The sequence below is a fragment of the Alistipes sp. Marseille-P2263 genome (assembly GCF_018101075.1).
Taxonomy (GTDB): Bacteria; Bacteroidota; Bacteroidia; order Bacteroidales; family Rikenellaceae; genus Alistipes; species Alistipes dispar.
In genome coordinates, this window is sequence record NZ_JAGQEJ010000005.1 from 169,890 (window position 1) to 195,865 (window position 25,976).

At 63.6% G+C, this 25,976-nt stretch carries 21 protein-coding genes and 1 riboswitch; of the genes, 20 read left to right on the plus strand and 1 reads right to left on the minus strand.

Annotated features, from left to right (window positions below):
- The first annotated feature begins 12 nt into the window (after positions 1–12).
- The 15 genes from kdpB to atpG all read left to right on the plus strand — a co-directional run bounded on the left by kdpB (position 13) and on the right by atpG (position 18,304).
- Positions 13–2,052, plus strand: a complete 2,040-nt coding sequence (kdpB, locus tag KB554_RS07980; protein WP_141429852.1) for a potassium-transporting ATPase subunit KdpB — start codon at positions 13–15, stop codon at positions 2,050–2,052.
- A gap of 12 nt (positions 2,053–2,064) precedes the next feature.
- Complete coding sequence (locus tag KB554_RS07985) at positions 2,065–2,634, plus strand: K(+)-transporting ATPase subunit C (RefSeq protein ID WP_141429851.1); 570 nt, start codon at positions 2,065–2,067, stop codon at positions 2,632–2,634.
- A gap of 333 nt (positions 2,635–2,967) precedes the next feature.
- The gene (locus tag KB554_RS07990; RefSeq protein WP_232522896.1) at positions 2,968–3,711 is read left to right on the plus strand and encodes a hypothetical protein; all 744 of its coding nucleotides are present in this window, start codon (positions 2,968–2,970) and stop codon (positions 3,709–3,711) included.
- Between the two features lie 3 nt (positions 3,712–3,714).
- Entirely contained in the window at positions 3,715–4,842 is a 1,128-nt protein-coding gene (locus KB554_RS07995) for a sensor protein KdpD (RefSeq protein ID WP_141429850.1), read from the plus strand.
- A 1-nt stretch (position 4,843) separates the two neighbouring features.
- Entirely contained in the window at positions 4,844–6,568 is a 1,725-nt protein-coding gene (locus KB554_RS08000) for an ATP-binding protein (protein WP_211035468.1), read from the plus strand.
- A 180-nt stretch (positions 6,569–6,748) separates the two neighbouring features.
- A riboswitch (cobalamin riboswitch) is annotated at positions 6,749–6,973 on the plus strand.
- Between the two features lie 190 nt (positions 6,974–7,163).
- Positions 7,164–9,146, plus strand: coding sequence for a DUF5074 domain-containing protein (locus tag KB554_RS08005; RefSeq protein WP_211035470.1), 1,983 nt, complete (start codon positions 7,164–7,166; stop codon positions 9,144–9,146).
- Positions 9,147–9,159: 13 nt separating this feature from the next.
- Positions 9,160–10,884: a PKD-like domain-containing protein gene (locus tag KB554_RS08010; RefSeq protein ID WP_211035472.1), complete on the plus strand. Its 1,725-nt coding sequence runs from the start codon at positions 9,160–9,162 to the stop codon at positions 10,882–10,884.
- A gap of 585 nt (positions 10,885–11,469) precedes the next feature.
- The gene (gene atpD / locus KB554_RS08015; protein WP_211035474.1) at positions 11,470–12,990 is read left to right on the plus strand and encodes a F0F1 ATP synthase subunit beta; all 1,521 of its coding nucleotides are present in this window, start codon (positions 11,470–11,472) and stop codon (positions 12,988–12,990) included.
- Positions 12,991–13,005: 15 nt separating this feature from the next.
- Positions 13,006–13,266 carry a F0F1 ATP synthase subunit epsilon gene (locus KB554_RS08020; protein ID WP_242116324.1) on the plus strand — a complete coding sequence of 87 codons (261 nt, stop codon included), beginning with the start codon at positions 13,006–13,008 and terminating at the stop codon, positions 13,264–13,266.
- Between the two features lie 15 nt (positions 13,267–13,281).
- Entirely contained in the window at positions 13,282–14,418 is a 1,137-nt protein-coding gene (gene atpB / locus KB554_RS08025; RefSeq protein WP_211035476.1) for a F0F1 ATP synthase subunit A, read from the plus strand.
- 82 nt (positions 14,419–14,500) lie between these two features.
- Entirely contained in the window at positions 14,501–14,713 is a 213-nt protein-coding gene (atpE, locus tag KB554_RS08030) for an ATP synthase F0 subunit C (protein WP_141429843.1), read from the plus strand.
- Between the two features lie 21 nt (positions 14,714–14,734).
- Positions 14,735–15,247: a F0F1 ATP synthase subunit B gene (gene atpF, locus KB554_RS08035; protein ID WP_211035478.1), complete on the plus strand. Its 513-nt coding sequence runs from the start codon at positions 14,735–14,737 to the stop codon at positions 15,245–15,247.
- A 3-nt stretch (positions 15,248–15,250) separates the two neighbouring features.
- The gene (locus KB554_RS08040) at positions 15,251–15,805 is read left to right on the plus strand and encodes a F0F1 ATP synthase subunit delta (protein WP_141429841.1); all 555 of its coding nucleotides are present in this window, start codon (positions 15,251–15,253) and stop codon (positions 15,803–15,805) included.
- Positions 15,806–15,808: 3 nt separating this feature from the next.
- Complete coding sequence (atpA, locus tag KB554_RS08045) at positions 15,809–17,392, plus strand: F0F1 ATP synthase subunit alpha (RefSeq protein ID WP_211035480.1); 1,584 nt, start codon at positions 15,809–15,811, stop codon at positions 17,390–17,392.
- 6 nt (positions 17,393–17,398) lie between these two features.
- On the plus strand, positions 17,399–18,304 hold the full coding sequence (gene atpG / locus KB554_RS08050) for an ATP synthase F1 subunit gamma (protein WP_211035482.1): 906 nt from the start codon (positions 17,399–17,401) through the stop codon (positions 18,302–18,304).
- Between the two features lie 147 nt (positions 18,305–18,451).
- Here the strand turns inward: atpG and KB554_RS08055 are convergent, their stop codons facing one another.
- Positions 18,452–21,124, minus strand: coding sequence for a family 78 glycoside hydrolase catalytic domain (locus KB554_RS08055; RefSeq protein WP_211035484.1), 2,673 nt, complete (start codon positions 21,122–21,124; stop codon positions 18,452–18,454).
- Positions 21,125–21,508: 384 nt separating this feature from the next.
- On the opposite strand from KB554_RS08055, the gene KB554_RS08060 reads away from it, so the two are divergent.
- The 5 genes from KB554_RS08060 to KB554_RS08080 are packed head-to-tail and all read left to right on the plus strand — an operon-like array spanning position 21,509 to position 25,975.
- Positions 21,509–22,147: a TetR/AcrR family transcriptional regulator gene (locus KB554_RS08060; RefSeq protein WP_141429838.1), complete on the plus strand. Its 639-nt coding sequence runs from the start codon at positions 21,509–21,511 to the stop codon at positions 22,145–22,147.
- Positions 22,144–23,427: a TolC family protein gene (locus KB554_RS08065; protein WP_211035487.1), complete on the plus strand. Its 1,284-nt coding sequence runs from the start codon at positions 22,144–22,146 to the stop codon at positions 23,425–23,427. The genes KB554_RS08060 and KB554_RS08065 overlap by 4 nt, the downstream gene beginning before the upstream one ends.
- Positions 23,424–24,320: an HlyD family efflux transporter periplasmic adaptor subunit gene (locus tag KB554_RS08070; protein ID WP_141429836.1), complete on the plus strand. Its 897-nt coding sequence runs from the start codon at positions 23,424–23,426 to the stop codon at positions 24,318–24,320. Before KB554_RS08065 ends, KB554_RS08070 begins: the two co-directional genes overlap by 4 nt.
- A gap of 10 nt (positions 24,321–24,330) precedes the next feature.
- The gene (locus KB554_RS08075; protein WP_211035488.1) at positions 24,331–25,242 is read left to right on the plus strand and encodes an ABC transporter ATP-binding protein; all 912 of its coding nucleotides are present in this window, start codon (positions 24,331–24,333) and stop codon (positions 25,240–25,242) included.
- Positions 25,235–25,975, plus strand: coding sequence for an ABC transporter ATP-binding protein (locus KB554_RS08080; protein ID WP_141429834.1), 741 nt, complete (start codon positions 25,235–25,237; stop codon positions 25,973–25,975). Before KB554_RS08075 ends, KB554_RS08080 begins: the two co-directional genes overlap by 8 nt.
- Position 25,976 lies beyond the last annotated feature (1 nt).

Genomic DNA, 25,976 nt, shown 5'->3' on the forward strand with positions numbered 1-25,976 from the left:
CGGATTGAAAAAATGAAAAACCGTGTAAATAATTCGCTGTTCGACAAACAGCTCATGAAATCGAGCCTCGCAGACTCCTTCCGCAAGCTCGATCCGCGGCAGATGATCAAGAATCCGATCATGTTCACTGTCGAGGTGGTGACGCTCGTCATGCTCGTCATGATCGGCTACATCGCCGTCACGGGCGACGAGTCGCAGGGCTCGCTGCTCTACAACATCGTAATCTTCATCGTGCTCTTCGCCACGATCATCTTCGCTAACTTCGCCGAGGCCATTGCCGAGGCGCGCGGCAAGGCTCAGGCCGATTCGCTGCGCAAGACCCGCGAGGAGACGCCTGCGAAGCGTATCGAGAAGGACGGTCAGTCGCATATCGTAAGCAGCTCGGAACTCAAGCGCGGCGACGTGTTCGAGTGCGTGGCAGGCGATACGATCGCTGCCGACGGCGAGATCATCGAGGGTCTGGCTTCGATCGACGAGAGCGCCATCACGGGCGAGTCCGCTCCGGTGATCCGCGAGGCGGGCGGCGACAAGAGCTCCGTTACGGGCGGTACGAAGGTGCTTTCGGACCGGATTCTGGTGAAGGTGACGGCTCAGCCCGGCGAGAGCTTCCTCGACAAGATGATCGCCCTCGTGGAGGGTTCGTCGCGCCAGAAGACCCCGAACGAGATCGCGCTGACGATTCTGCTGGCCGGCTTCACGCTCGTGTTCGTGATCGTCTGCGCCACGCTGAAGCCCTTCGCCGACTACGTGGGCGTGAACATCACCGTGGCGGCGTTCATTTCGCTCTTCGTCTGCCTGATCCCGACCACGATCGGCGGCCTGCTGTCGGCCATCGGTATCGCCGGAATGGACCGTGCGCTGCGCGCCAACGTCATCACCAAGTCGGGCAAGGCCGTCGAGACCGCGGGCGACATCGACACCCTGCTGCTCGACAAGACCGGCACGATCACCATCGGTAACCGCAAGGCTACGAAGTTCTATCCCGTGAACGGCGTGGATGCCAAGGAGTTCCTCCAGCTCTGCGTGCTTTCGTCGGCAGCCGATGAGACGCCCGAGGGCAAATCCATCGTCGAACTGGGCCGCGAGCAGGGCTTCCGTTTCAGCCAGACCGATCTGGTGGGTGTGCATATGGTGAAGTTCACCGCCGAGACCAAGTGCTCGGGCGTGGACATGCCCGACGGACGCCGCATCCGCAAGGGTGCTTCCGAAGCGATCCGCGCCATCGCCGAGAAGGCGGGCAACGTCTTCTCTCCGGAGGTGGACAAGATCGTCCGCAAGATTTCGGAGAACGGCGGTACGCCGCTCGTGGTCTCGGAGAACGAGCGGATCAAGGGTGTCATCGAGTTGCAGGACATTATCAAGACGGGTATCCGCGAACGTTTCGAGCGTCTGCGCAAGATGGGCGTGAAGACCGTGATGGTGACGGGCGACAACCCGCTGACAGCCAAATATATCGCCGAACAGGCCGGTGTGGACGACTTCATCGCCGAGGCCAAGCCCGAGGACAAGATGGAGTATATCCGCCGCGAGCAGCAGGCCGGCAAGCTGGTGGCCATGATGGGCGACGGTACGAACGATGCGCCGGCGCTCGCACAGGCCGATGTGGGCGTTGCGATGAACAGCGGTACGCAGGCTGCCAAGGAGGCCGGCAACATGGTCGATCTGGACAACGACCCCACGAAGCTGATCGAGATCGTCGAGATCGGCAAGCAGCTCCTCATGACGCGCGGCACGCTGACGACCTTCTCGATCGCCAACGACGTGGCCAAGTATTTCGCCATCGTCCCCGCCCTGTTCATGACGTCGATTCCCGCGCTGGGGGCGCTCAACATCATGCACCTCGCTTCGCCCGAAAGCGCCATCCTGTCGGCGGTGATCTTCAACGCGATCATCATTCCGCTGCTCATTCCGCTGGCGCTGCGCGGCGTGGCGTACAAGCCCATCGGAGCTTCGGCCCTGCTGCGCCGGAACCTCTTCATCTACGGTCTGGGCGGCATCATCGCTCCGTTCATCGGCATCAAACTGATCGACATGTTGATAAACCTGTTTTAAAGTAGTAGAACAATGAAAAATCTTTGGATTTCGATAAAATTCACGCTGGCGATGTGCGTCGTGCTGTTCGTCGGTTATGTGCTGGTGCTGCGTCTCGTGGCGTGGGTGGCATCTCCCAACGACGGCGAAGCCGCGCTGGTGGAATACAACGGCAAGGTGGTCGGCGCGGCCAACGTCGGTCAGGCTTTCACGGACAGCGTCTATTTCTGGGGCCGTCCCTCGAACGTGGACTACAACGGCGGCGGCTCGGGCGGCAGCAACAAGGCCACGACCAATCCCGAGTATCTGGCCCAGGTCGAGGAGCGCGTCGATGCCTTCCTGGCAGCCCACCCCTACCTCTCGCGCGAGGAGGTTCCCGCCGAGATGGTGACCGCGAGCGGTTCGGGTCTCGATCCCGACATCTCGCCGCGCGGGGCGGAGGTTCAGATCCGTCGTGTCGCCGAAGCCCGCGGCATGTCCGTCGAGGAGGTGAAGCGGATCGTGGATTCCGTGACCGAAGGCCCCTGGCTCGGCCTGTTCGGCACCTCGAAGGTGAACGTGCTGAAGCTCAACGTGGCGCTCGATACCGCCCAGAACAAGTAAACGAAAAGAGTCCGTCCTATGGTGAAGCTGGATAAGCCGGCGAAACGATGGATCGTCGTTTCGGTCGTGTTCCTCATCGTACTGCTGATTTCGGACCTGGTTTGCCTGTAACGGCGGGCGGCTTCGCCCGGCGGGGCGGTTCGCCCGGACCGCTGCCGAGCCGAAGCCTCCGCCTTGCGGGAAACCGCAGGCCGCGGAACCTTCCGGATCGTCCGCCGAAGGCATGGGACGACGGTCAGGCCGTGTCGGCCGGGTCTGCATAGACCCGGCGCGGCGCCCTGAAACGAAAAACAACCCATTAACCCATTTTAAATAAAGCAGGAAATTTTTACTATGAAACGTTTTGTATTTGGTGTATTGGCCGCAGCGGCCCTTTTCTCCGCCGGCCGTGTTTCCGCTCAGGAAAAAGGAGTGTCGTTCAGCGGCGGTGCGGACATCGTCAGCACCTATCTCTGGCGCGGTGTCTATGAGGCGGGCGTGAGCTTCCAGCCCACGCTGGTCATGACCGCCGGCAACTTCTCCGCTACGGCGTGGGGGTCGGTCGATTTCGCCTCGACCACCTATAAGGAGATGGACCTGACGCTGGCCTATACGCTCGGCCCCGTGACGCTTTCGCTGGCCGACCTCTATTGGACCGGCGCCTATACCGACCGCGAGTCGGTGGACCGCAACTATTTCCGCTTCGGTTCCGACTCGCCCCACCGCGTCGAGGTGGGCGCCAGCTGGGTCGTATCGGAGAAGGTTCCCTTCACGCTGTCGTGGTACACGGTGCTCTTCGGCGCTGCCGACGTGAACGCCGAGGGCGAGCGCGCCTACGCTTCCTATTTCGAAGTGGCCTATCCCTTCTCGGTGAAGGGCGTGGACATGAAGGCCGGCGTGGGCATGGTTCCCTGGAATGCCGTCGGAACTTACGGCATCGACCGCGACTTCTACGTGCAGAACGTCTTCCTGAATGCCGGCAAGAGCTGGAACATCAAGGGCACGGAATCCATGTCGATCGGAATTTTTACCAATCTGGTTTGGAATCCTGCCATGGAAGATGTTAATTTTGTGGGAGGATTTTCCTTCAGAATGTAATTTATGGATACCGATACCAAACAGAGCGCCCGCCACTTCCTGGACCTGATCAAGCAGTCGCACCGGGGTAAGTTCAAGATCTATATCGGTATGAGTGCCGGTGTGGGCAAGACCTACCGCATGTTGCAGGAGGCCCACCAGTTGCTCGAAGCGGGGGTGGACGTTCGGATCGGATACATCGAGACGCACGGTCGTCCCGAGACGGAAGCCCTCGTAGCAGGGCTTCCTGTCATTCCGCGCCGCCGGCTTTTCTACAAGGGCAAGGAGCTCGAAGAGCTGGACATGCAGGGCGTCATCAACCTGCATCCCGAGATCGTCGTCGTGGACGAACTGGCCCACACCAATATCGAGGGCAGCATCAACTCCAAGCGGTGGCAGGACGTGATGCAGATTCTCGATGCAGGCGTCAGCGTCATTTCGGCCATCAACATCCAGCATATCGAGGGCGTGAACGAGCAGGTGCAGGAGATCACCGGCATCGAGGTGCACGAGCGCGTGCCGGACAGCGTGCTGGCCATGGCGGACGAGGTGGTCAATATCGACCTGACGGCCGACGAACTGATCGCCCGGCTCAAGGCGGGCAAGATCTACAAGCCCGAAAAGGTCCCCACGGCGCTCAACAACTTTTTCCGGCAGGAGAACATCCTCCAGTTGCGCGAATTGGCGCTGAAGGAGGTCGCGCTGCGTGTGGAGAAGAAGGTCGAGAACGAGGTGATCGAGAAGCCGGCCCAGCTTAGCGACCGTCTGCTGGCCGTGATCGACAGCAGCGAGAAGCGCGCCCGGCGCCTGATCCGCAAGACGGCGCGCATGGCCACGCACCTCAATGCGGGCTTTCTCGTGCTCTATGTGCAGAGCGACAGGGAGAGCACCGACCGGATTCCGCTGGCCAACCAGCGTTACCTGATCAACAACTTCGATCTGGCCGCGGAGTTGGGCGGCGAGGTGATGCGCGTGCATTCGAATCATTTTGTCGAGGCGGTCGCGGACGTGGCCATTTCCCGTAAGATCAGCCTGGTCTGCATCAGCAAACCCCGTTTCAAACTCCTCTCGCTGCTCGTGACGGCCGCGCGGATGCGCCGGTTGCTCAACCGGCTGGCGGGCATGAACATCGACTTAATCATTTTGTCGTGATATGAACCTACGATACAGATTGACATTGGGAATCGGCGTGCTGTTCGTCCTGATTCTGCTGCTCGGAGGACTCTCCGTCGGTTACGTGCGGCAACTCTCCGCCGCGTCCGGGAACATTCTCGCGGACAACTACAACTCGGTGCATTACGCCGAGGAGATGCTCCGGTCGCTGGACCGCCTCTCGCTGGATTCCTCGTCGCGGGCGACGCTCATCCGCAGCCTCAGCCTGCAGCGGCAGAACATCACGGAGGTGGACGAGAGCGAGGCCACGGCGTCGCTCGGCCGCCGCATCGCGGCCCTCACGGACACGGTGACTCCGGACCGGATAAGGCTCGTCCGCAGCGACCTCTACCGGATCATGGACCTCAACATGGCTTCGATCCGCATGAAAAGTTCCGAGATGGAAGCGCGTGCGGCCGACGCCGTGTGGTGGCTGACGGTCATGGCGGTCCTCTGCGTAGTGCTCGCCGCGGCCTTCCTCGTGCAGTTCCCGGCGGTGATCCTGCGCCCGATCGACAAGCTCAAGCGGGGCATCACGGAGATCGCCAACCACAACTACGAGGAGCGGCTCGACTTCGGGGGCAACCGCGAGTTCCGCGAGGTGGCCGAGTCGTTCAACGACATGGCCTGCAAACTCTCGGAATACCGCCGCAGTTCGCTCGATTCGCTCATGATCGAAAAGAAGCGCATCGAGGGGATCGTGAACAGCCTCCACGAACCGATCGTCGGACTGGATTCGGAGCGCAACATCCTCTTCATGAACGACGAGGCGTGCACGATCCTGAATCTGAAGCGCGGCGAAGTGATCGGCCGCAAGGCCGCGGAGGTGGCTCTGAACAACGATCTGCTGCGGAGGCTGATCCGCGAGCTCTACTCCGAACCGAAGGAGGACGAAGGACAGAAGGAGCCGCTGAAGATCTACGCCGACAACAAGGAGAGCTATTTCCAGATGGAGAACATCCCGCTCCATATCGTTCCGGTCGGCGGGCAGCGGAAGCAGTTCATCGGCAACGTGATCATCCTGAACAACGTGACGCGCTACAAGGAGCTGGATTCGGCGAAAACGAATTTCATCTCCACCGTCTCGCACGAGATGAAGACGCCCATTTCGTCGATCCTGATGAGCCTCCAATTGCTCGGCGACAACCGGCTGGGTTCGCTCAACGACGAGCAGAAAGCGCTGATAACGAGCATCAAGGACAGCAGCGACCGGCTGCTCAACATCACGGGAGAGCTGCTCAACATGACGCAGGTCGAGTCGGGCAAGCTGAAACTGATGCCCAAGATCGTCAAGCCGATCGAGCTGATCGACTACGCCGTGCATGCGACGCAGGTGCTCGCCGAGCGGTTCCACTGCTTCGTGGAGGTGGAATACCCCGAGAAGATTTCGAAACTCTTCGTCGATAACGAGAAGATCGCGTGGGTGGTGACGAACCTCCTGTCGAACGCCATTCACCACTCGCCCGAAAATTCGCGCATCATCGTGGGAGCCTGCCAGCAGGACAAGGTCGTGAATATCTACGTGCAGGATTTCGGCCGGGGAATCGACCCGCGCTACCACAAGAGCATCTTCGAACGCTATTTCCGCGTTCCCGGCACGAAGGTGCAGGGTAGCGGTCTGGGACTGGCTATTTCGAAGGAGTTCGTCGAAGCGCACGGCGGCACGATCACCGTGGACAGCCAGATCGGCAAGGGCAGTCGCTTTACGATCTCCCTTCCGGCCTGATCCGGATTTTGGTGTTATTTTTGGTGGCGCCGCCGGCACAAAGCCGGCGGCGTTTTTTGCGGGCGGCGCGCGGTGCATCCCTCCCCTGCCGCACGGCGGCGCGGAACGCCGTGCCGGGCCTCTGCGGCCGGAGCGATGAAAAAAATCGGGAAAAATCTTGTCGGATTCGTTTTTTTAGTCTATGTTTGTCTTCGCAAAGGTTTCCTTTCCGCACCCGGCGACGGGCCGCGGCGGGGAATGAAAAGGGAACGCAGTGAAAGTCTGCGACAATACCCGTTGCTGTGAGTTTCCGCTCCGTGAAGGAGCACGAGAGGTTTCGCAATCTTTGCCACTGGCCGCAGGCGCGGCCGGGAAGGCGCGGAACCGGAACGAGTCAGAAGACCTGCCTTTCGCATTTTACAGAGGATTTGTTGCCTGCGGGACTACGGGCGAGAATCAGAACAGCGATTTTCCCCCTGCCGTCCGGCCCGTCCCGGTCGCGAAACGCGAAATTTCGGAGGTGTGCGAATGTCCGTTTTGAATTTTCCGCCGTATCCTGCCAGGAGGATGCGGCTGATTTTTTTATCGGATATGTCAAACTTAAAAAACGGAAGGAATGAGAAAACTGGTTACACTTCTGATGCTCGCCATGCTCGGCATGGCGACGTGGAGCTGTTCGTATGACGACGACGACCTTTGGGCGGAAATCGACGGGATCAGGAACGAACTGGCGGCGCTCAACGAGAAGGTCTCTTCGCTGCGGACGGTCGTCGATGCGCTGGAGAAGAACAAGACGATCTCGGAGGTCGTCGAGACCGACGAGGGGTGCACGATCGTCTTCAGCGACAAGACTTCGGTGACGATCGCCAACGGGGCAGACGCCCCGGTCATCGGTATCGACCGCGTCGAGGGCGTTTACTATTGGACCCTCGGCGGCAAGGGTAATTTCCTGACGGACGACGAGGGGAACAGGATTCCCGTATCGGGCGAGGCGCCCGAGCTGGCGGTGGATGCCGAGGGGTACTGGACCGTTGACGGCGTGCGTGTAGAGGACGCTTCGGGCAAGGAGGTCAAAGCCTCGGGCAAGGACGGCGACGCCTTCTTCAGGTCGGTGACCGACGGGGAGACCGAGGTCGTTTTCGAACTGACCGACGGGCAGACGATCGTCATACCGAAGACCGGGGCCGTGTTCGGTTTCGTGCAGCCGGAGGACGGCCGCAGTTGCTTCGTGTTCGGTTTCGGGGAGCGGAGGACGCTGTCGCTGCGTGTGGCCGACGTGACCACGGCCGATTTCATGAACGTCCCCGAAGGGTGGACGGCATCGTTCGATCTGGCCGGCAGGAGCGTCACGCTGAAGGCTCCGGCCGCTTCGGATGGCGTTTCGTATGCCGGCGGCATCGTCACGCTGATCGGTATCCGCGCCACGGGCGAGACGGTGTTCGCTTCGGCCGAGGTGTGCGCTTCGGTGGATTTCACGGACGCCGGAGGCACGTTCGTCGTCTGCGAGGGCAACATGACCTCGGCCAACGGCATGCTGGTCTGGTACGACAAGTCCGGCAAGGAGTACGAGGAGGTGTTCGAGCAGGCCAACGGCGGCAAGGAGATCGGCAATGTCGTGCAGGATATGTTCATGGCCAACGACCGGATTTACCTGCTTACGCAGAACGGCGGTTCGATGAACGGGGCCGGACGGTTCGTCGTCTGCGACGCCCGGACGATGCGCATGGAGTATGCCGATCCGCTGGTTATCAAAACTCCCGAGGGCAAGGATACATGGCCGCAGCATCTGGTGGTCGTCAGTCCGACGAAGGCCTATGTGCAGTATTCCGAGTCGGGCATGGAAGCCACGTCGGGCATCTGCGCGCTGACGCTGGGCGACGGTTCCGTCGAGGTGGGCGCCACGGTGGAGGGTACTTTCGGGGCGTTCTCCACCGAAGGGGCCGTCAAGACCCGCATGGTCCTCTCCCGCGGCAAGCTCTTTGCCGGATGCGGCCACAGTCTGGTCATCGTCGATCCGGCGACGGATGCCGTCGAGAAGCGGATTACTTACGAAGGCCGTCAGGTCAAAGGTGTCGTCAAGGGCGCCGACGGCAATATCTATTTCGCGCTGGCCGGAACCTTCACCGGCAATCAGAACATGGGCGCCGATTTCACCTCCGCGGCGAAGATCGTGGGCATCGACCACGAGGGCCGCGAGATTCTGAATGAAGAACTGCCCGAGGCCGTGCGGTTCCCCGTGGCCACCTGGTCGCCTGCCGTCGGCATGTGCGCCGACTTCACCGGTCCGTACCTCTATTTCGTGGATACGGACTCCTTCAGCGCGACCACCGTGACACGTTACAACTACGAGACGAAAACGGCCGACGTGCACTGGCTTTCGGCCGGCGAGACCGTTTACGGCATCATGGGCCAGCATCCGACGACCGGAAAACTGTGGGTCGGCATGTCGAATTACGTGAGTTCGAATATCTGCGTGTACGACGTCTCGGGCGCTTCGCCGGTTCAGGAGAGCCGTTTCTCCTATTCCGCGCAGAAGGGCGCGAGCCCGGCGGGCATCGACTTCGCCTATCGTTACACGTCGGAATGGCTCGGCAAATGATATGCGCAGTCCGATGAGAAAAGCCGCGATCGCGCTGTTCGGCCTTCTTCTGACGTCGTTCGCCGCCTGCAACCGGGATGGGGTCATCGAGGCGGATGCGTCTCCGGCTCCCGTCATCGCGCTCGACAGCGAAACGGGCGTGTACACGGTGAAGGCAGGGCGCGAACTGACCATCAGCCCCCGTTACGAGTACGCCGACGACGCCCGTTTCAGTTGGACGGTGGACGGCCGGGTGATCGGAGAGGAGCCGTCGCTCGTCTTCCGCGCGGAGACCGTCGGGAAGGTTTACGTGCTGCTGGAGGTTTCGACCCGGTACGGTACGGCGAGCGAGGAACTGCGCGTGGACGTGACGGCGCTCGAAGTGCCGACCGTTTCGATTCCCGGTGCGGAGGAGGGCTTCACGATCCTCACGGATTCCGATCTGGTGCTGAAACCTTCCGTGGCCGAAGTCTCGATCCCCGTCTCCTACTCGTGGAGCGTGGACGGCAGGGAGGTTTCTACGGAGCGGGACTATACCTTCCGGAGCGCCGAGGCCGGGACCTATGCCCTGCGTTTCGCGGCCTCGAACGAAGACGGGACGGATACCGTCGAGTTTTCCGTGCGGGTCGCTGCGCCCGAAGACATGCCGTTCGGCTGGACGTTCGAGCGGACCGAGTACAATGTCTCCGCAGGCCGCACCATCCGCCTCATGCCGCTCGACGTGGTAAACGCCTTCGATGCGGAGTATGTCTGGACGCTCGACGGTAAGACCGTGCAGCGGGGCGCCGATCCCGCCTACCGTTTTACCGCGGCGGAAGAGGGCGAACACCGCGCGACGGTGACGATGCGCAACTCGCATCTGTCGGTGTCGCAGACCCTCACGGTCCGTGTCTGCCCTCCTGCCGGACGCTACTACCGCCCCCGTTCGGCGACCAGCGGCGCCGACTGGAACCGGGTGTACGAGTTTCTGCCCGCTCCCGGGCAGTTCGTCAATGAGAATTGTACCGCCGCGACGATGGAGGAGGCCTGCGCCTATGCCGAGGACCGGATGATGCGGAACACCTACGTTTCGCTGGGCGGTTTCGGCGGGTATATCGTCGTGGGCTTCGACCACAGCATCGACGCTTCGGGCGGCTACGACCTGGCCATCGTGGGCAACTCGTTCGAAGGCTCCTCCGAGCCGGGGATCGTCTGGGTCATGCAGGACGAGAACGGGGACGGGCTGCCCAACGACACGTGGTACGAGCTGAAGGGTTCGGAGACGGGCAAGGCGGAGACGTTGCAGGATTATGCCGTCACCTACTACCGCCCGCGCGGCGCCGGAATGGAGACGCGCTGGACAGACAACCGCGGCGGCAGCGGGTCGATCGACTACCTGAAGCAGTTCCACGACCAGGGGTACTACTACCCTGCGTGGGTGGAGGCGGAGAGCTATACGTTGCGCGGAACACGCCTCGAAGCCCGCAACTACGACCAGTCGGGCAACGGCTCCTATTGGGTCAATGCCGCGTACGAGTGGGGTTATGCGGACAATTTCAGTCCGATCGACCGTCTGACCGACGACGACAACGTTTCGGCCGCGGCCAATCCCAACCATTTCCGGATCGCGGACGCCGTGACGTTCGAGGGCGAGCCGGCCGGGCTGGAGTACATCGACTTCGTGAAGGTCCAGACGGGGGTGAATGCCAAGAGCGGCTGGCTCGGAGAGCTTTCGACCGAGGTGTTCGGATTCTACGATTACCGCATGAGACGCGAATGAACCGTCGGTCGCGTCGCCCCGTCCGATGTCTGTCTGCGGGAGCCGGATCGTTTGGAGATTAGTGTACGTTGTCTGCCATACAACGATTCGGATCCGGTTCCCGCGGGACGAACGCCGGAGGAGCGACGGCCGGACCGGACGGCGTTCGGCGAGAGGCGCCCGCTTCTGCGGACGCCTCGCTTTTTGGGGATGTCCGCCTGCCGGGCCCCCCGGGAATTCGGACTCCGGCGGTTCCCGGGGGCCCGGCAGCGGGAATCTGGGGGATGTTTCGCCGACGCAATAAATTGCGTTTCGTATCGTTAATTCTTATGTGATATACACTCGATTTATCGGTTCTTTCGTATCTTTGCGGTTTGCCGGAGGATTCCGGCAGATTTGCCGGGATTGTCCGCCGCAGGGAGGCAGGAACGGTTCGCCGGGAAGAAATTGAACATTTTTCGGGTTGTTCGGACGAAGCCTTCCCGACGATAATCGGCTACCTTTGCGCCGTGCCGGCGGTCCGGAGACCGCAGCGGTTTCGCGGGTGGTTTCGGCGCGGAGCATAACATTATTATTACGGATGAAAAACAGAGTTGTCGGATAGATATGGCACAAGTTGAAGGATACATTTCGCAGATCATCGGACCGGTCGTGGACGTGCATTTCCCCGATCTGAGACGGGAGAGTCTGCTGCCGGGCATTCACGAGGCGATGACGATCCGCCGTCGGGACGGGCGGGAGCTCGTCGTCGAGGTGCAGCAGCATATCGGCGAGAACACCGTGCGGGCCATTGCGATGGACTCGACGGACGGATTGCAGCGGCATATGAAGGTGACGGCGCTCGGCGGGTCGATCTCGATGCCCGTGGGCGACCAGATCAAGGGCCGCCTGCTCAATGTCGTGGGCGAGCGGATCGACGGCATGCGGCCGCTGGACCGCACACACGAGGCGTCGATCCACCGCGAACCGCCCAAATTCGACGAGCTGGCCACCTCGCAGGAGGTGCTCTACACGGGAATCAAGGTGATCGACCTCCTGGAGCCCTACGTCAAGGGCGGCAAGATCGGGCTGTTCGGCGGCGCGGGCGTGGGCAAGACGGTGCTCATCATGGAGCTTATCAACAACATCGCCAAGAAGCATAACGGCTTCTCGGTCTTCGCCGGCGTGGGCGAACGCACGCGCGAGGGCAACGACCTGCTGCGCGAGATGATCTCCTCGGGGGTGATCCGCTACGGCGACGCGTTCCGGAAAAGCATGGAGGAGGGGCATTGGGACCTCTCGAAGGTCGATTACGACGAAGTGGCCCGCTCGCAGGCCACGCTGGTCTTCGGCCAGATGAACGAACCGCCCGGGGCGCGTCTTTCGGTGGCGCTGTCGGGGCTGACGGTCGCCGAGTCGTTCCGCGACGGCGGCCGGGAGGCGGGCGAGACGCGCGACATCCTCTTCTTCATCGACAACATTTTCCGCTTCACGCAGGCCGGGTCGGAGGTTTCGGCCCTGCTGGGGCGCATGCCCTCGGCCGTGGGCTACCAGCCGACGCTGGCCACGGAGATGGGCCAGATGCAGGAGCGCATCACCTCGACGCGCTACGGTTCGATCACCTCGGTGCAGGCCGTTTACGTGCCGGCCGATGACCTGACGGACCCCGCCCCGGCCACGACCTTCACGCACCTCGACGCCACGACCGTTCTGAGCCGCAAGATCGCCGAACTGGGTATCTACCCCGCCGTCGATCCGCTGGAGTCCTCGTCGCGCATCCTCGATCCGAATATCGTGGGCGAGGAGCACTATGCGGTGGCGCAGCGCGTGAAACAGATACTGCAACGCAACAAGGAACTGCAGGACATCATCGCCATCCTGGGCATGGACGAGCTGTCGGACGAGGACCGGCTGACGGTGAACCGCGCGCGCCGCGTGCAGCGGTTCCTTTCGCAGCCTTTCGCCGTGGCCGAGCAGTTCACGGGCGTCAAGGGGCAGATCATTCCGATCGAGGAGACGATCCGGGGCTTCAAGATGATTCTCGACGGCGAGACGGACCGCCTGCCCGAACAGGCTTTCGTCAATGTCGGCACGATCGACGATGCCGTGCGCAAGGGCGAGGAGCTGCTCAAACGGGCGAATGCATAAAAAAGGAGGCGGGATATGTTGCGTCTTGTGATCGTTTCTCCCTCCGGCGAGCTGAGCCGGACGACGGCGGCGAAAGTCTCGTTTCCCGGCGAGGCGGGTGCATTCACCGTGCTGCCGGGCCACGCTCCGCTCGTTTCGGGTCTTGCGGCGGGCGAGATCGTCTATGCCGAATCCGACGGGAGCGAAGAACACCGCCTCGGCATTGCGGGCGGATTCGTCCGCGTGCTGCGCGACGAAGTTGAAGCGTGCGTCGAGGTGAACGATGAAAAATATTGACAACCAATGATTCGTATGAATAGATCGTTCGGCCCGTTCTGCCGGGTCCTGCTTTTGCTCCTTGCGGCGGCGCTGTTCCCGGCAGGAGCGGCGGCGCACGCGGCGGCTTCGTCCGCCGGACGTGCGGAGGACACGGCGGCGCAGGAGATCGCGGAGGAGGAGCCGGACGTCAAGCGGATCGTGCTGGGACACGTCGGCGACAGCTACGAGTGGCACATCGCTACGGCGGGCGGCCGCGAGTGGAGCCTGCCGCTGCCCGTCATCGTGCACAGCCCGTCGAGCGGCTGGCACTGCTTCTCGGCGAAACGCCTGCGCGGAGGGGCCGAGTACGAAGGGCTGCGGATCGCCGCCGACGGCGACCATGCCGGCAAAATCGTCGAACGGCAGGCCGACGGCAGCGACCTCCGTCCGCTGGACCTTTCGATCACGAAGACCGTGGCCGGACTGCTGCTCAACAGCGCGCTCGTCGTGGCGCTGGTGCTCGGTGCGGCCCGGTGGTATCGGGGGCGCAAACCCGATGCGGCCGCTCCGCGCGGCGTGGTCGGGCTGTTCGAAACGCTCGTCGAGTCGCTCGTGGACGATCTGATCGAACCCTGCGTGGGGCCCTCCTACCGCCGTTTCGCACCCTATCTGCTGACGGTCTTCTGCTTCATCTTCCTGAATAACCTGATGGGGCTGATCCCCTTCTTCCCCGGCGGTGCGAATGTCACGGGCAATATCGCCGTGGCGCTGGTGCTCGCCGTCGCCACGTTCCTCGTGGTCAATCTTTCGGGCAGCCGCCGCTACTGGAAAGACATTTTCTGGCCCGACGTGCCGACGTGGCTCAAGGTTCCCGTGCCGATCATTCCGCTCATCGAGCTGGTGGGCGTCTTCACCAAACCCTTCGCGCTGATGATCCGTCTGTTCGCCAACATGCTGGCCGGGCACGCCGTGATTCTGAGCCTGACGTGCGTGGTGTTCGTCACGGTGAAGATGGGCGCGGCGGTGAATGCTTCGATGACGGCGCTTTCGGTGCTCTTCTCGATCTTCATGAACTGCCTCGAGCTGCTCGTGGCGTTCCTCCAGGCCTATGTCTTCACGATGCTCTCGGCCGTCTTCATCGGACTGGCGCAGGAGCGAGGCGGCGAGGCGGATGCCGGAGCGGAAAAGTGATGCGGCCGGTGCGGCTCCTTTGTGATGCGGCCGGGCGGAAAAAGACGATAAAACGAATGTCAAACGTTAATGGATTGAAATTATGGAATTAGGAACTATCGGCGCCGCACTCGGCGCAGGTCTCGCGGCCATCGGCGCGGGTCTCGGTATCGGAAAGATCGGTTCGGCCGCCATGGAGGCCATCGGCCGTCAGCCCGAAGCTGCGGGCAAGGTCCGGACGAACATGATTATCGTGGCGGCCCTGATCGAGGGCGTCGCGCTGTTCGCCGTCGTGGTTTGTTTCCTGGCGCTCTGACGGTTTAAATCCGAGCGGATCATGGGACTTTTACAACCCGAAGCGGGCGTTCTCTTCTGGATGACGCTGGCGTTCGCCGTGGTTTTCATCGTGCTGGCACGGTACGGTTTTCCGGTGATCGTGCGGGCGATCGAGGAGCGCAAGGCGTATATCGACCGGTCGCTGGAGGAGGCCCGCGCCGCGGAGCGGAAGCTCCGGGAGCTCGATGCCGAGGGGCAGGCCGTCCGGGCTGCCGCCGAGCGCGAGCGCGGCCGGATTCTCCGCGAAGCCGCCGAGACGCGCGACGCCCTGCTGGCCGAGGCGCGCCGCAGGGCCGACGAGGAGGGTGCGCGGATCGTCGCCGCAGCCCGGGAGAAGGCCGAGGGCGAACGGGAGGCGATCCTGCAGGATGCCCGTCATCAGGTGGCGCTGCTCTCGATCGCCATTACGGAGAAGATGCTGCGCGAGCGGCTGGACGACGAGGCGTCGCAGACGCGGCTCGCGGAGAAGATGCTCGACGAGATGGAGAGCCGGAGCGAACGAAAGGAGGCATAGGATATGTATACCGGATTGATAGCGAGCCGTTACGCATCGGCGCTGGCGGAGTTTTCCGCGGCGAACGGCGACGAGGAGCGCACCTACGACGAGGTGCGGCGGCTGATCGGCCTTTACCGGCGGGACCGTTCGTTGCGTGACGTGCTTTTCTCGCCCGTCGTCGGCGACGAGGCGAAGCTGGAGGTGCTCCGCGGAGCGTTCGGACGGCCGATGAGCGCGTCGCTCGAAGGTTTCGTGCGGCTGGTGCTGCGCCATCGCCGGGAACATTACCTCTACTTCATGTTCTATTCGTTCACGGACCTCTACCGGCGGCGGCACAACATCCGCGAGGCGTTGCTCGTGACGGCCGCCCCGGTGGACGACCGGTTCGCCGGAAGGGTCTGCCGTGCGGCGGAGAGCCGGACGCACGGGGAGGTGCGGCTCGCGCGCGAAGTGCGGCCCGAACTGATCGGAGGCTTCGTCTTCCGGATGGACGACGTACTGATCGACGCGAGCGTCGCGGCGCAGCTCAAGCTGCTGCGCCGCAAGTTAGGATGCAAACCCAATCGAATCGTATAGCTTATGAACAAGGATAATATCAAGCCGGCGGAGGTGTCCGAGGTGCTGCTCGCCGAACTGCAAGGCATCGACCTCAAGGCGCAGTACGCCGAGGTGGGTACGACGCTGCAGGTGAGCGACGGCGTGGTCCGCATCTACGGACTCGGGAATGCCGAGGCGAACGAACTGCTCGAATTCGAGAACGGCATGAAGGCCGTGGTGATGAATCTCGAGGAGGACAACGTCGGCGCCGTGCTGCTCGGACCCACGGACCTCGTCAAAGAGGGCGACACGGTGCGCCGCACGGGCCATACGGCCTCGATCCGTGTCGGCGAGGCGCTGCTCGGACGTGTCATCACGCCGCTGGGCGAGCCGCTCGACGGCAAGGGGCCGATCGAGGGCGGGACGGTCGAGATGCCGCTCGAACGCAAGGCGCCGGGCGTGATCTTCCGCCAGCCCGTGAGCGAGCCGTTGCAGACGGGACTGAAGGCCGTGGACGCCATGATCCCGATCGGCCGCGGACAGCGCGAGCTGATTATCGGCGACCGCCAGACGGGCAAGACGGCCATCGCCGTGGATGCGATTCTCAACCAGCGGCGCAATTTCGAGGCCGGCGATCCGGTCTATTGCATCTATGTCGCCGTGGGTCAGAAGGCTTCGACCGTGGCGGCGCTGGTCGAGACGCTGCGGCAGCACCGGGCGATGGAATACACGATCGTGGTGGCCGCCACGGCTGCCGATCCGGCCGCGATGCAGTATTTCGCACCCTTCGCGGGAGCCGCCATCGGCGAGTATTTCCGCGATACGGGCCGTCATGCGCTGGTCGTGTACGACGACCTGTCGAAGCAGGCTGTGGCCTACCGCGAGGTGTCGCTCATCCTGCGCCGCCCGTCGGGCCGTGAGGCCTATCCGGGCGATATTTTCTACCTCCATTCGCGCCTGCTGGAGCGGGCGGCGAAGATCATCGCGCAGGAAGAGGTGGCCCGCGAGATGAACGACCTGCCCGAGTCGCTCAGGGACAAGGTGCGCGGCGGCGGGTCGCTCACGGCGCTGCCGATCATCGAGACGCAGGCCGGCGACGTTTCGGCCTACATCCCGACGAATGTCATTTCGATCACCGACGGCCAGATCTTCCTCGACACGAACCTCTTCAACCAGGGCAACCGCCCGGCCATCGACGTGGGCATCTCCGTGTCGCGCGTGGGCGGCAACGCCCAGATCCGGGCGATGAAGAAGGTGGCCGGAACGCTCAAGATCGACCAGGCGCAGTACCGTGAGCTGGAATCCTTTTCGAAGTTCAGCAGCGACATGGACGCCGTGACGGCGGCCGTGCTGGACCGGGGGCGCAAGAACACGCGCCTGCTCGTCCAGCCGCAGTATGCGCCGATGCCCGTGGAGCAGCAGATCGCCGTCCTCTACTGCGGCACGCACGGTTTGCTGCGCGACGTGCCGATCGGGAAAGTCGCCGAGTTCGAGCGGCTGCTCGTCGAGACGCTCTCGGCCACGGACGTGTTCGATGCACTGCGCGGCGGAGCGGAGGTCGAAGGCGGAATCGGGACGAAAATCGAGGAGGCTGCGGCCCGTGTCGCGGCTTCGCTCAAAGCATAGCGTGCCATGGCTTCCCTGAAGGAGATAAGGGCGCGGATCGCATCGGTCCGGAGTACGCTGAAGATCACCTCGGCGATGAAGATGGTCGCTTCGGCCAAACTGCACCGCGTGCAGGGTACGGCTGAGGCGCTCGCCGAGTACGCGCGGCGGCTCGGGCGGATCGCCGCGGCGCTGCGCGAAGGCGATCCGGAGATCGTGGCGTCGTCGCCGCTGGCCGCGCCGCACGAGGTCGGACGGCGTGCCGTCGTGGTGGCCTTCTCGTCGGACGGCTCCCTGTGCGGCGCTTTCAATGCCAATGCTGTCCGCGAGCTGGAACATACGGTCGGCGCGCTCCGCGAGGAGGGCTTCGCGGAGGTGGAGGTGTGGCCCGTGGGCGAGAAGATCGCGCAGGCCGCGCACAAGGCGGGCTATGCGGTGAACGACGATTTCCGCCGCCGGGCCGGCGCGGTCTCCTACCGCGATGCGGCGGAGCTGGCGCAGCGGCTCATGGACGGCTATACGGCCGGTGCGACGGACCGGGTATGCCTGGTGTACAACCATTTTCATTCGATGGGACACCAGGTTCCGACGCGGGAGACCTTCCTTCCGGCCGTCTTTCCGTCGTCCGGCGCGGCCGAAACTGAGGATGCAGCGCGGCCGGAGACTCCGTATCGTCCGGACGTGCGGCCCGATTATATCTACGAGCCGGACCTCGCTAAACTGCTCGGCGAGCTGCTGCCCTACACGCTGCGGATGCGGATGTACGAGGTGTCGCTCGACAGCGCCACGGCCGAGCACGCCGCACGTATGGTCGCCATGCAGACCGCGACGGACAATGCACAGGAGTTGCTGGGCGACCTGACGCTGACCTTCAACAAGCGCCGCCAGCAGGCCATCACCGACGAACTGGCGGACATTACGCAGTCCGAGTGACGGCTGCGGCGCCTGCGGTCTTCGTTTCGGGCGCGGACTGCCGGTGCGGGAGATTACGGTCCTGTTTCGGATGACACGGCCCCTGACGCAATTCGCGTCAGGGGCCGCGTCGTATCGGGAATGCCGCTGTCCGGGCAGGTGTCTCCGTCAGCGGTTGCCGTGTCCGGTTGCGTAGGCGAGCGTATGCCGTCCGGCTGCGAGCGCTACCCTGCCGTCCGGTGTCCCCGTCGTCCGGCCGTCCAGTTCGCAGGTGCGCACTCCGTCCGGCAGGAAGAAGGTGGCGGTACTGTTGGCCGGGACGACGATGTCGGCCGCGAAGCGGCCTTCGGCGATTTCCCAGTCGATCGCGGCCGTGCCGTAGGGCGTCTCTTTGGTCGCCCGGACCCACCGTATGCCCGCGGGCGTCTGCGGACGGAATAGGATATGCCGGTAGCCCGGGTCCCGTTCGTCGGGGCGGATACCGCCCAACGCCTGCACGAACCATGCGCCGATGCCGTTGAAGCAGTTGTGTATCCGGCTGCGGTCGCCGGCCCAGTGTTCCCACGTGGTGGTGGCTCCGCGGTCGATCATGGCCAGATAGCCCGGTACGTCGCGCTTGCGGAGCATCGAGCAGACGAAGTCGGCCTGTCCCTCGCGGATGGCCCAGTCGGTGAGCACGGTCACGCCGACCAGTCCGCAGCCGATGTGTCCGCCGAGCCGCTCCCGCGTCTCGCGGAAAAGCCGCTGCGTGACCTTCGGAACCTCCTCGGAGGCCGTGACCCCGGCAAGCATCGGATAGATCTGGTCGATCTGCGATCCGGTGGCGTAGCGGGCCGTCTCCGGGTCGTAGAACTTCTCTCCGATGCGGGTGCGCAGCGCTTGCAGGCGTTCGCCGTAGCGTGCGGCCTCCTCCTCCCGGCCGAGCAGCGCGGCCATCTTCGACAGGGCGTCGAGACATTCGCACAAGTAACAGTTGCTGACCAGATCGACCGACTCCTGCGCCGTGTAATCGACGCCCTCGGGAGCCAGCCAGTCGCCCAGATACCAGCCCCGGTAGTCCGTGTCGGGCCATCGTCCGAGCAGTCCGTCCACGGTGTATCGGTCCACGTACTCCAGCCAGCGCTGCATGACGGGATAGTAGCGCTCGACGGGGCGGAAATCCCCGTAGTTCAGGTAGGTCTGCCACGAGGCGGTGATGAGGAAGCCGCACCAGTAGGGACCGCCTCCGGCCGGGTACGGATTGGGTACGTTGTGGGGCATTCCGCCGTCGTCGCGGATGCAGTCGGCCCACATTTGCAGCCAGTTCATGTAGAGCGGCGCGGCGTCGAAAAGTGTCTGGAACGTGCGGCATGAGGCGTTTCCGTCGCCTCCGTAACCCATGCGTTCCAGATGCGGGCAGTCTACCACGTAGCCTCCGAAAGCCAGATTGCGGAGCGTATATTCCACCATGTCGTAGATGGCGTTCAGGTCGGTGTCCGAGCACTCGAAGGTCGAAGCGTCGGCATAGCCGCCCTGGATGGCGTATCCCGCGAGCATCGCCGGTTCTTCGGCCAGCCCCCTGATCCGGAGGTATTGGAAAGCGTGGTGGTCGAAGCGGTTGCGGAAGACCTCCGTCCCTTCGCCCGAAGCGATGTAGAGGTCCTCGAAGTTGGAGTTGTTTTCCTGTGGGCGGTACGATCCGTCGTCGTTCGTCCAGTCCGAGTAGTCGATCGCTATGCGCTGCCCTTTTTTCAGTCCGGTCATGCGCAGTTCGATCCAGCCGTTGAACTCGCGGCCCATGTCGGCGACCCATACGCTGTCGGCGATGCGGCGGAGCGATCGCGGATGCAGCGTATCGCGGACGACGTTCGGCTCGCACATCTGGGGCGAGATCTTCAGTCCGGACAGCCGGGCCGTGGCGACGGGCCGCCACGTGCGTCCGTCGAGCGTCTCCGGTGTCAGGTCCGCGGGGACCCGGCTGCCGTCCACGCATTCGCCGCCGAAGGCCAGGGGCCGCCACGTCGCGCTCGGGGTGGGCGTATAGCCGCTCTCGCCGCCCTGCCACGATGTGTCGCTGACGAGAAGCGTGCGGGGGCCCTCCGGGGCGATCTCGTCCAGCCGGACGTTCACGAACGGTCCGTCGGTCGATGCGTCGCGGAAGGTGTCGCGGCGATACCAGCCCGGACCGAGCCATACGACCACTTCGTTCCGTCCCTCCGCGAGCAGGGACGTGATGTCGTAGGTGACGGAAAGGGCTCTCTTGCCGAGTTCCGACACGGCCGGGGCGAGCACCCGGTCGGAGACCTTGCGGCCGTTTACATAGACCTCGTGGTAACCCAGCGAGGCGACGTGCAGCAGGTGCGTCCGTTCCGTATCCGCCGCCTCGAAACGCCTGCGCAGCAGCGGGCACTCCGTTCCCGGCAGTCCGATCCAGTCTCCCGTCCAGCCCGACGGCTCCAGAATGCCGACGCCGAACCGCCGGATCGCGCTCCATGCCGATACGCGGCCCGCATCGTCCCAGACGCGGACTTTCCAGTAGGCCAGCGAGGGGGATGCCAGCGGCCGCCCTTCGTAGGGAACCAGCACGGATGCGCCGGAGGCCACGCGCCCCGAGTTCCAGAGCCCGGCCCCTTCGCCGAGCAGTTCCGTACTGTCCGCCGCGACGCGGATTTCGTAGCCGCTTTGGCGGAAGTCGCCGCCGGCGTCGGTTTTCCAACTGAAATGAGGACGGGCGGAGTCGATGGCGAGCGGATCGGTCAGGTTCTCGCATCGCAGCTCCTTCGGGCGCACGGGCTGCTCGGAGCGGCAGCCGGCGAGCAGCAATAGGCCCGCCGCGCAGCAGAGAGTTCGGGTTTTCATCATAATAGAGTCGGGTCGTTTGCCGGAGTGAAAGCTGCCGGCGGTTTTCGGGCTACAAGTTTGCGAAAAATTCCCGGGATATGCAAATCGGCCGGGCCGGAACGGCGGATTCGGATGCCTTGCCGGACCGCGTGCGGATTTCCGGCGGCGGTCCGGCTATCCCCTGCCGGATGCGGCGGATACCCGACCGGTTACGGCCTGTGGTCCGGATTGCGGACGGAGCTGCCCGGGCCGTGCGGCCGGAGACGCTCCGCTGCGGGCCGCTGTCTGTCTCCGCGGAGCGTTCGGATGAAAAAAAATGAACAGAATTGTTGGAGGATTCGGTTTTTTGTGCTTATATTTGCGTAAACAAAATTGTTAAATATAGATGTTAATACAGGAAAAGGCATGACGAAACCTCAGCAAAACAAGGAGCAGGCGATCCTGAAGGCCGCGGAACGGGAGTTTCTGACGAAGGGATACGCCGGGGCGCGGACCACTTCGATCGCCGAGGCAGCGGGCGTGACCCACGCCATGCTGCACTACTACTTCCGCACGAAGGAACATATCTTCGAGCGGATTCTCGACGAAAAAATGCGGCTGATGAGCGAATCGGTGCTGGCGGCTTTCGGCCAACCGGGCCTGCCGCTTCCCGAACGGTTGCGCAACGGCATCGAACGCCATTTCGATTTCATCGCGGCCAATCCCGACCTGCCGCGTTTCATCGTCAATGAAGTGCTGGCTCGCCCCGACCGTTACGAGTGTATGCAGCGGAGCGTTCGCCGCATCGCGAATGTCCTGATGCTCGACATCCAGCGGGAACTGGACGCCTCCGCCGCCCGCGGCGAGACCGAGCCGATGGATGTCCGGATGCTGATGCTCGATATCATTTCGCTCAACGCCTTTCCGTTCATCGCCTATCCGGTGATCGTGCCGCTGCTCGGCGATCTGGCAGCCGATCGCGAAACGTTTTTCAGACTTCGCAAGCAGGAGACGATCGAAGTCGTCATGCGGCGGCTGATGCCCCGAAACCGCAGAGACGTATGAGACGGGCGTTGCTTTTCTCCGTTTTGCTGCCGTGCGTACTCGGAGCACAGGCGCAGCCGACGCTCGACGAGTGCCGGGAGCTGGCCCGCGGGCATTATCCCGAAATTCGGCAGTACGACCTGATCCGGCGTACTGCCGAATACGATCTGTCGAATGCCCGCCGGGCCTGGCTGCCGCAGCTTTCCCTGTCGGCGCAGGCGACCTGGCAGACCGATGTTCCCGGATTTCCGCGCGAGATGACGGGATTTCTCGCCGGACAGGGACTGGAGATTCCCGGGTTGAACAGGGACCAGTACAAGGCGCAACTGGAACTGAGCCAGACGATCTGGGACGGCGGCCAGTCGTCGGCCGACAAGCGGATGGCCGAAGCCGAAGCCGCCGAGGCCGCACGTACCGCCGATGCGGACCTCTATGCGCTCGAAGGGCGTGTGGACGGCCTCTATTTCGGCATCCTGCTGCTCGACGAACGGATCGCGCAGACGCGGATCACGATCGGACTGCTGCGGAGTGATCTCGACAAGGTCCGTTCTTTGCTGCGCAACGGTGCGGCGGCGCAGTCCGACGCCGATGCGGTGGAGGCCGAGCTGCTTGCGGCGGGCCAGCAGCTCGCGCAGGTGGAGGCTTCGCGCGACAGTTACCGACGGATGCTGGAACTGTTCATCGGCCGGGAACTGGGCGACGGAGCGCTGCGGCGTCCCGAAGCGTCGGACGCACCCGTCGCCGCCGGACCGGAGCGCCCCGAACTGCGCCTCTTCGATGCGCGGATCGACCGCATTTCGGCGCAGGAACGGCTGGTGAAGGCGGCGACACGGCCCCGTTTCGGGCTTTTCGTGCAGGGATATTACGGTTATCCGGGCATGGATTATTTCGGTAGTATGATGACCTCCGATTGGACGTGGAACGCCCTTGTGGGGATTCGGATGTCGTGGAATTTCGGAGGATATTACACGAAGCGGAATTCGCTGGGCCGGCTCGATGCGGCTAAACGGCAAGTCGAGGTGCAACGGGATATATTCTTGTTCGACAACCGGTTGGATGCAGTCGAAGAAAGCGGGGAGATCGCACGGCTGCGGCGCGCGCTGGCCGACGACGACCGGATCGTCCGGCTGCGGCGGGCGGTGCGCGAAGCGGCCGAATCGGAGCTGCGCAACGGCGTGCTGGATACGAACGGGCTGCTGCGGAAGATCGCCGACGAGGATGCCGCCGCTGCGGCACGCAGCGCGCGGGAGATCGAGTTGCTGAAGACGATTTACGAACTGAAACATACGATAAACCGATGAAACGAATCTTGTTTTGTGCGGCAGCGTTTCTGTTGGCCGCATGTGACCGCGGCGGGAACTTCGACGCCACGGGGACGTTCGAGGCCACGGAAGTGACGGTGTCGGCCGAAGCCGCGGGACGCATCCTCCGCTTCGATGCCGAAGAGGGCGATCTGCTGACGGCCGGAGAGCAGGTCGGCGAGATCGACACCGTACAGCTTTACCTGCGGCGGCTCCAGTTGGAGCGGCAGCGTGCCTCGGTACGTTCGGAACGGCCGGATATAGCCAAGCAGGCGGCCGCACTGCGCGAGCAGATCGCCAAGCAGCGGACCGAGCGGCGGCGCGTGGAGAATCTGCTGCGCGACGGTGCGGCCACGGCCAAGCAGTTGGACGACATGGACGCGCAGTTGAAGGTCCTGAACGGCCAGCTCGAAGCGCTGCTCTCGACGCTTGCGAACAGCGCCGCGTCGATCGACGAGAACGCCTCGGCCATCGACCTGCAGATCGCGCAGGTCGAGGACCAGCTCCGCAAGTGCCGCATCGTGTCGCCCGTCGCGGGGACCGTGCTGGCCCGGTATGCCGAGGCCGGCGAGCTGGCTTCGGCGGGTCGGCCGCTGATGAAGGTCGCCGATCTCGGGACGCTCTATCTGCGGGCTTACTTCACTTCGGATCAGCTCGCCGGGCTGAGGCTCGGCGAGCCGGTCACGGTGACGGCCGACTTCGGGGGCGATGCGCGATACGACTATCCCGGGCGTATCACGTGGATCGCTTCCGAAAGCGAATTTACGCCCAAGACCATCCAGACGCGCGATACGCGTGCCAATCTGGTCTATGCCGTGAAGATAGCCGTCCGGAACGACGGGCGGCTGAAGCTGGGGCTTTACGGCGAGGTCCGTCTGTCCGGTGACAAATGATCCTTTCGCCGTGGAAACCGCCATTACGGTCGAAGGACTGACCAAACGTTACGGGACGCTGACCGCGCTCGACGGCGTGTCGTTCGGGGTCGCGCGGGGCGAGTTGTTCGGACTGATCGGTCCCGACGGAGCCGGCAAGACGACGCTGTTCCGGCTGCTTGCGACGCTCATCGTGCCCGACGGCGGCCGGGCCGCCGTGGACGGGTTCGACATCGTGTCCGGCTACTGGGAGATCCGCCGGCGGGTGGGTTACATGCCCGGACGTTTCTCGCTCTACCCCGATCTGTCGGTAGAAGAGAACCTCGGTTTCTTCGCCGCGCTGTTCGGCGTGGACCGCCGCGCGAATGCCGATCTGATCGCTCCGATCTACCGCCAGATCGAGCCGTTCCGCACGCGCCGCGCCGGGAAACTCTCGGGCGGCATGAAACAGAAGCTCGCGCTCTGCTGCGCGCTGATCCACCGCCCGTCGGTGCTTTTCCTGGACGAACCGACCACGGGCGTCGATGCCGTGTCGCGCAGCGAGTTCTGGGACATGCTCTCCGACCTGAAGCGCCGTGGAATTTCGATGCTCGTCTCGACGCCTTATATGGATGAGGCGCGCCGCTGCGACCGCATCGCGCTTTGCGACAGGGGACGCCTGCTGGGCGTCGATACGCCGCAGGGAATCGTCCGCGGTTTCGGCGGACGGCTCTATGCGCTTTCGGGCGGGGAGATGTACGGTCTGCTCGTGGCGGCGCGGCGGGAGCCGGGCGTTGAGGAGTGCTATCCTTTCGGCGAGGCGCACCACCTCGTTGCGGGACCGGATTTCGATCCCGAAGGGTTCGTGCGCAGACTCGCCGGCCAGGGTTTCCGCGGCGTTGTCCTCCGCCCGGCCGAACCCGGAATCGAGGATGTTTTCATAAAACGGATGCACCATGAATGAACCCATCATATCCGTCCGGGAGCTGAGCAAGAGTTTCGGCGGCTTCAAGGCCGTGGACCGCATTTCGTTCGAGGTCGCGCGGGGCGAGATTTTCGGATTTCTCGGAGCCAACGGCGCCGGGAAAACCACCGCCATGCGGATGCTCTGCGGGCTGAGCCGCCCCACTTCGGGCGGCGGCACGGTCGCCGGATACGACATTGCGCGGCAGGGCGAGCGGATCAAGCGCCATATCGGCTACATGAGCCAGCGCTTCTCCCTGTACGACGACCTGACGGTGATCGAGAATATCCGGCTGTACGGCGGCATCTACGGCCTTTCGCGGCGCGAGATCCTGCGTCGGGCGGTCGCGCTGCTTCGCCGGCTCGATTTCCGGCGGGAGAGCCGCACGCTCGTCGGGGCGCTGCCGCTCGGGTGGAAACAGAAGCTCGCCTTTTCGGTGGCGACGCTGCACCGTCCCGAGGTGGTGTTTCTCGACGAGCCCACGGGGGGTGTCGATCCCGTGACGCGCCGCCAGTTTTGGGAGCTGATCTACGAGGCGGCCGCCGGAGGGATGACCGTCTTCGTGACGACGCACTACATGGACGAGGCCGAGTATTGTTCGCGTGTCTCGATCATGGTGGACGGGCGGATACGTGCGCTGGGCGCACCCGCCGAACTGAAGAGAGAATTTGCCGCGGAGTCGATGGACGAGGTGTTCCGGACGCTGGCCCGCGGCGCCAAACGAACCGAATAGT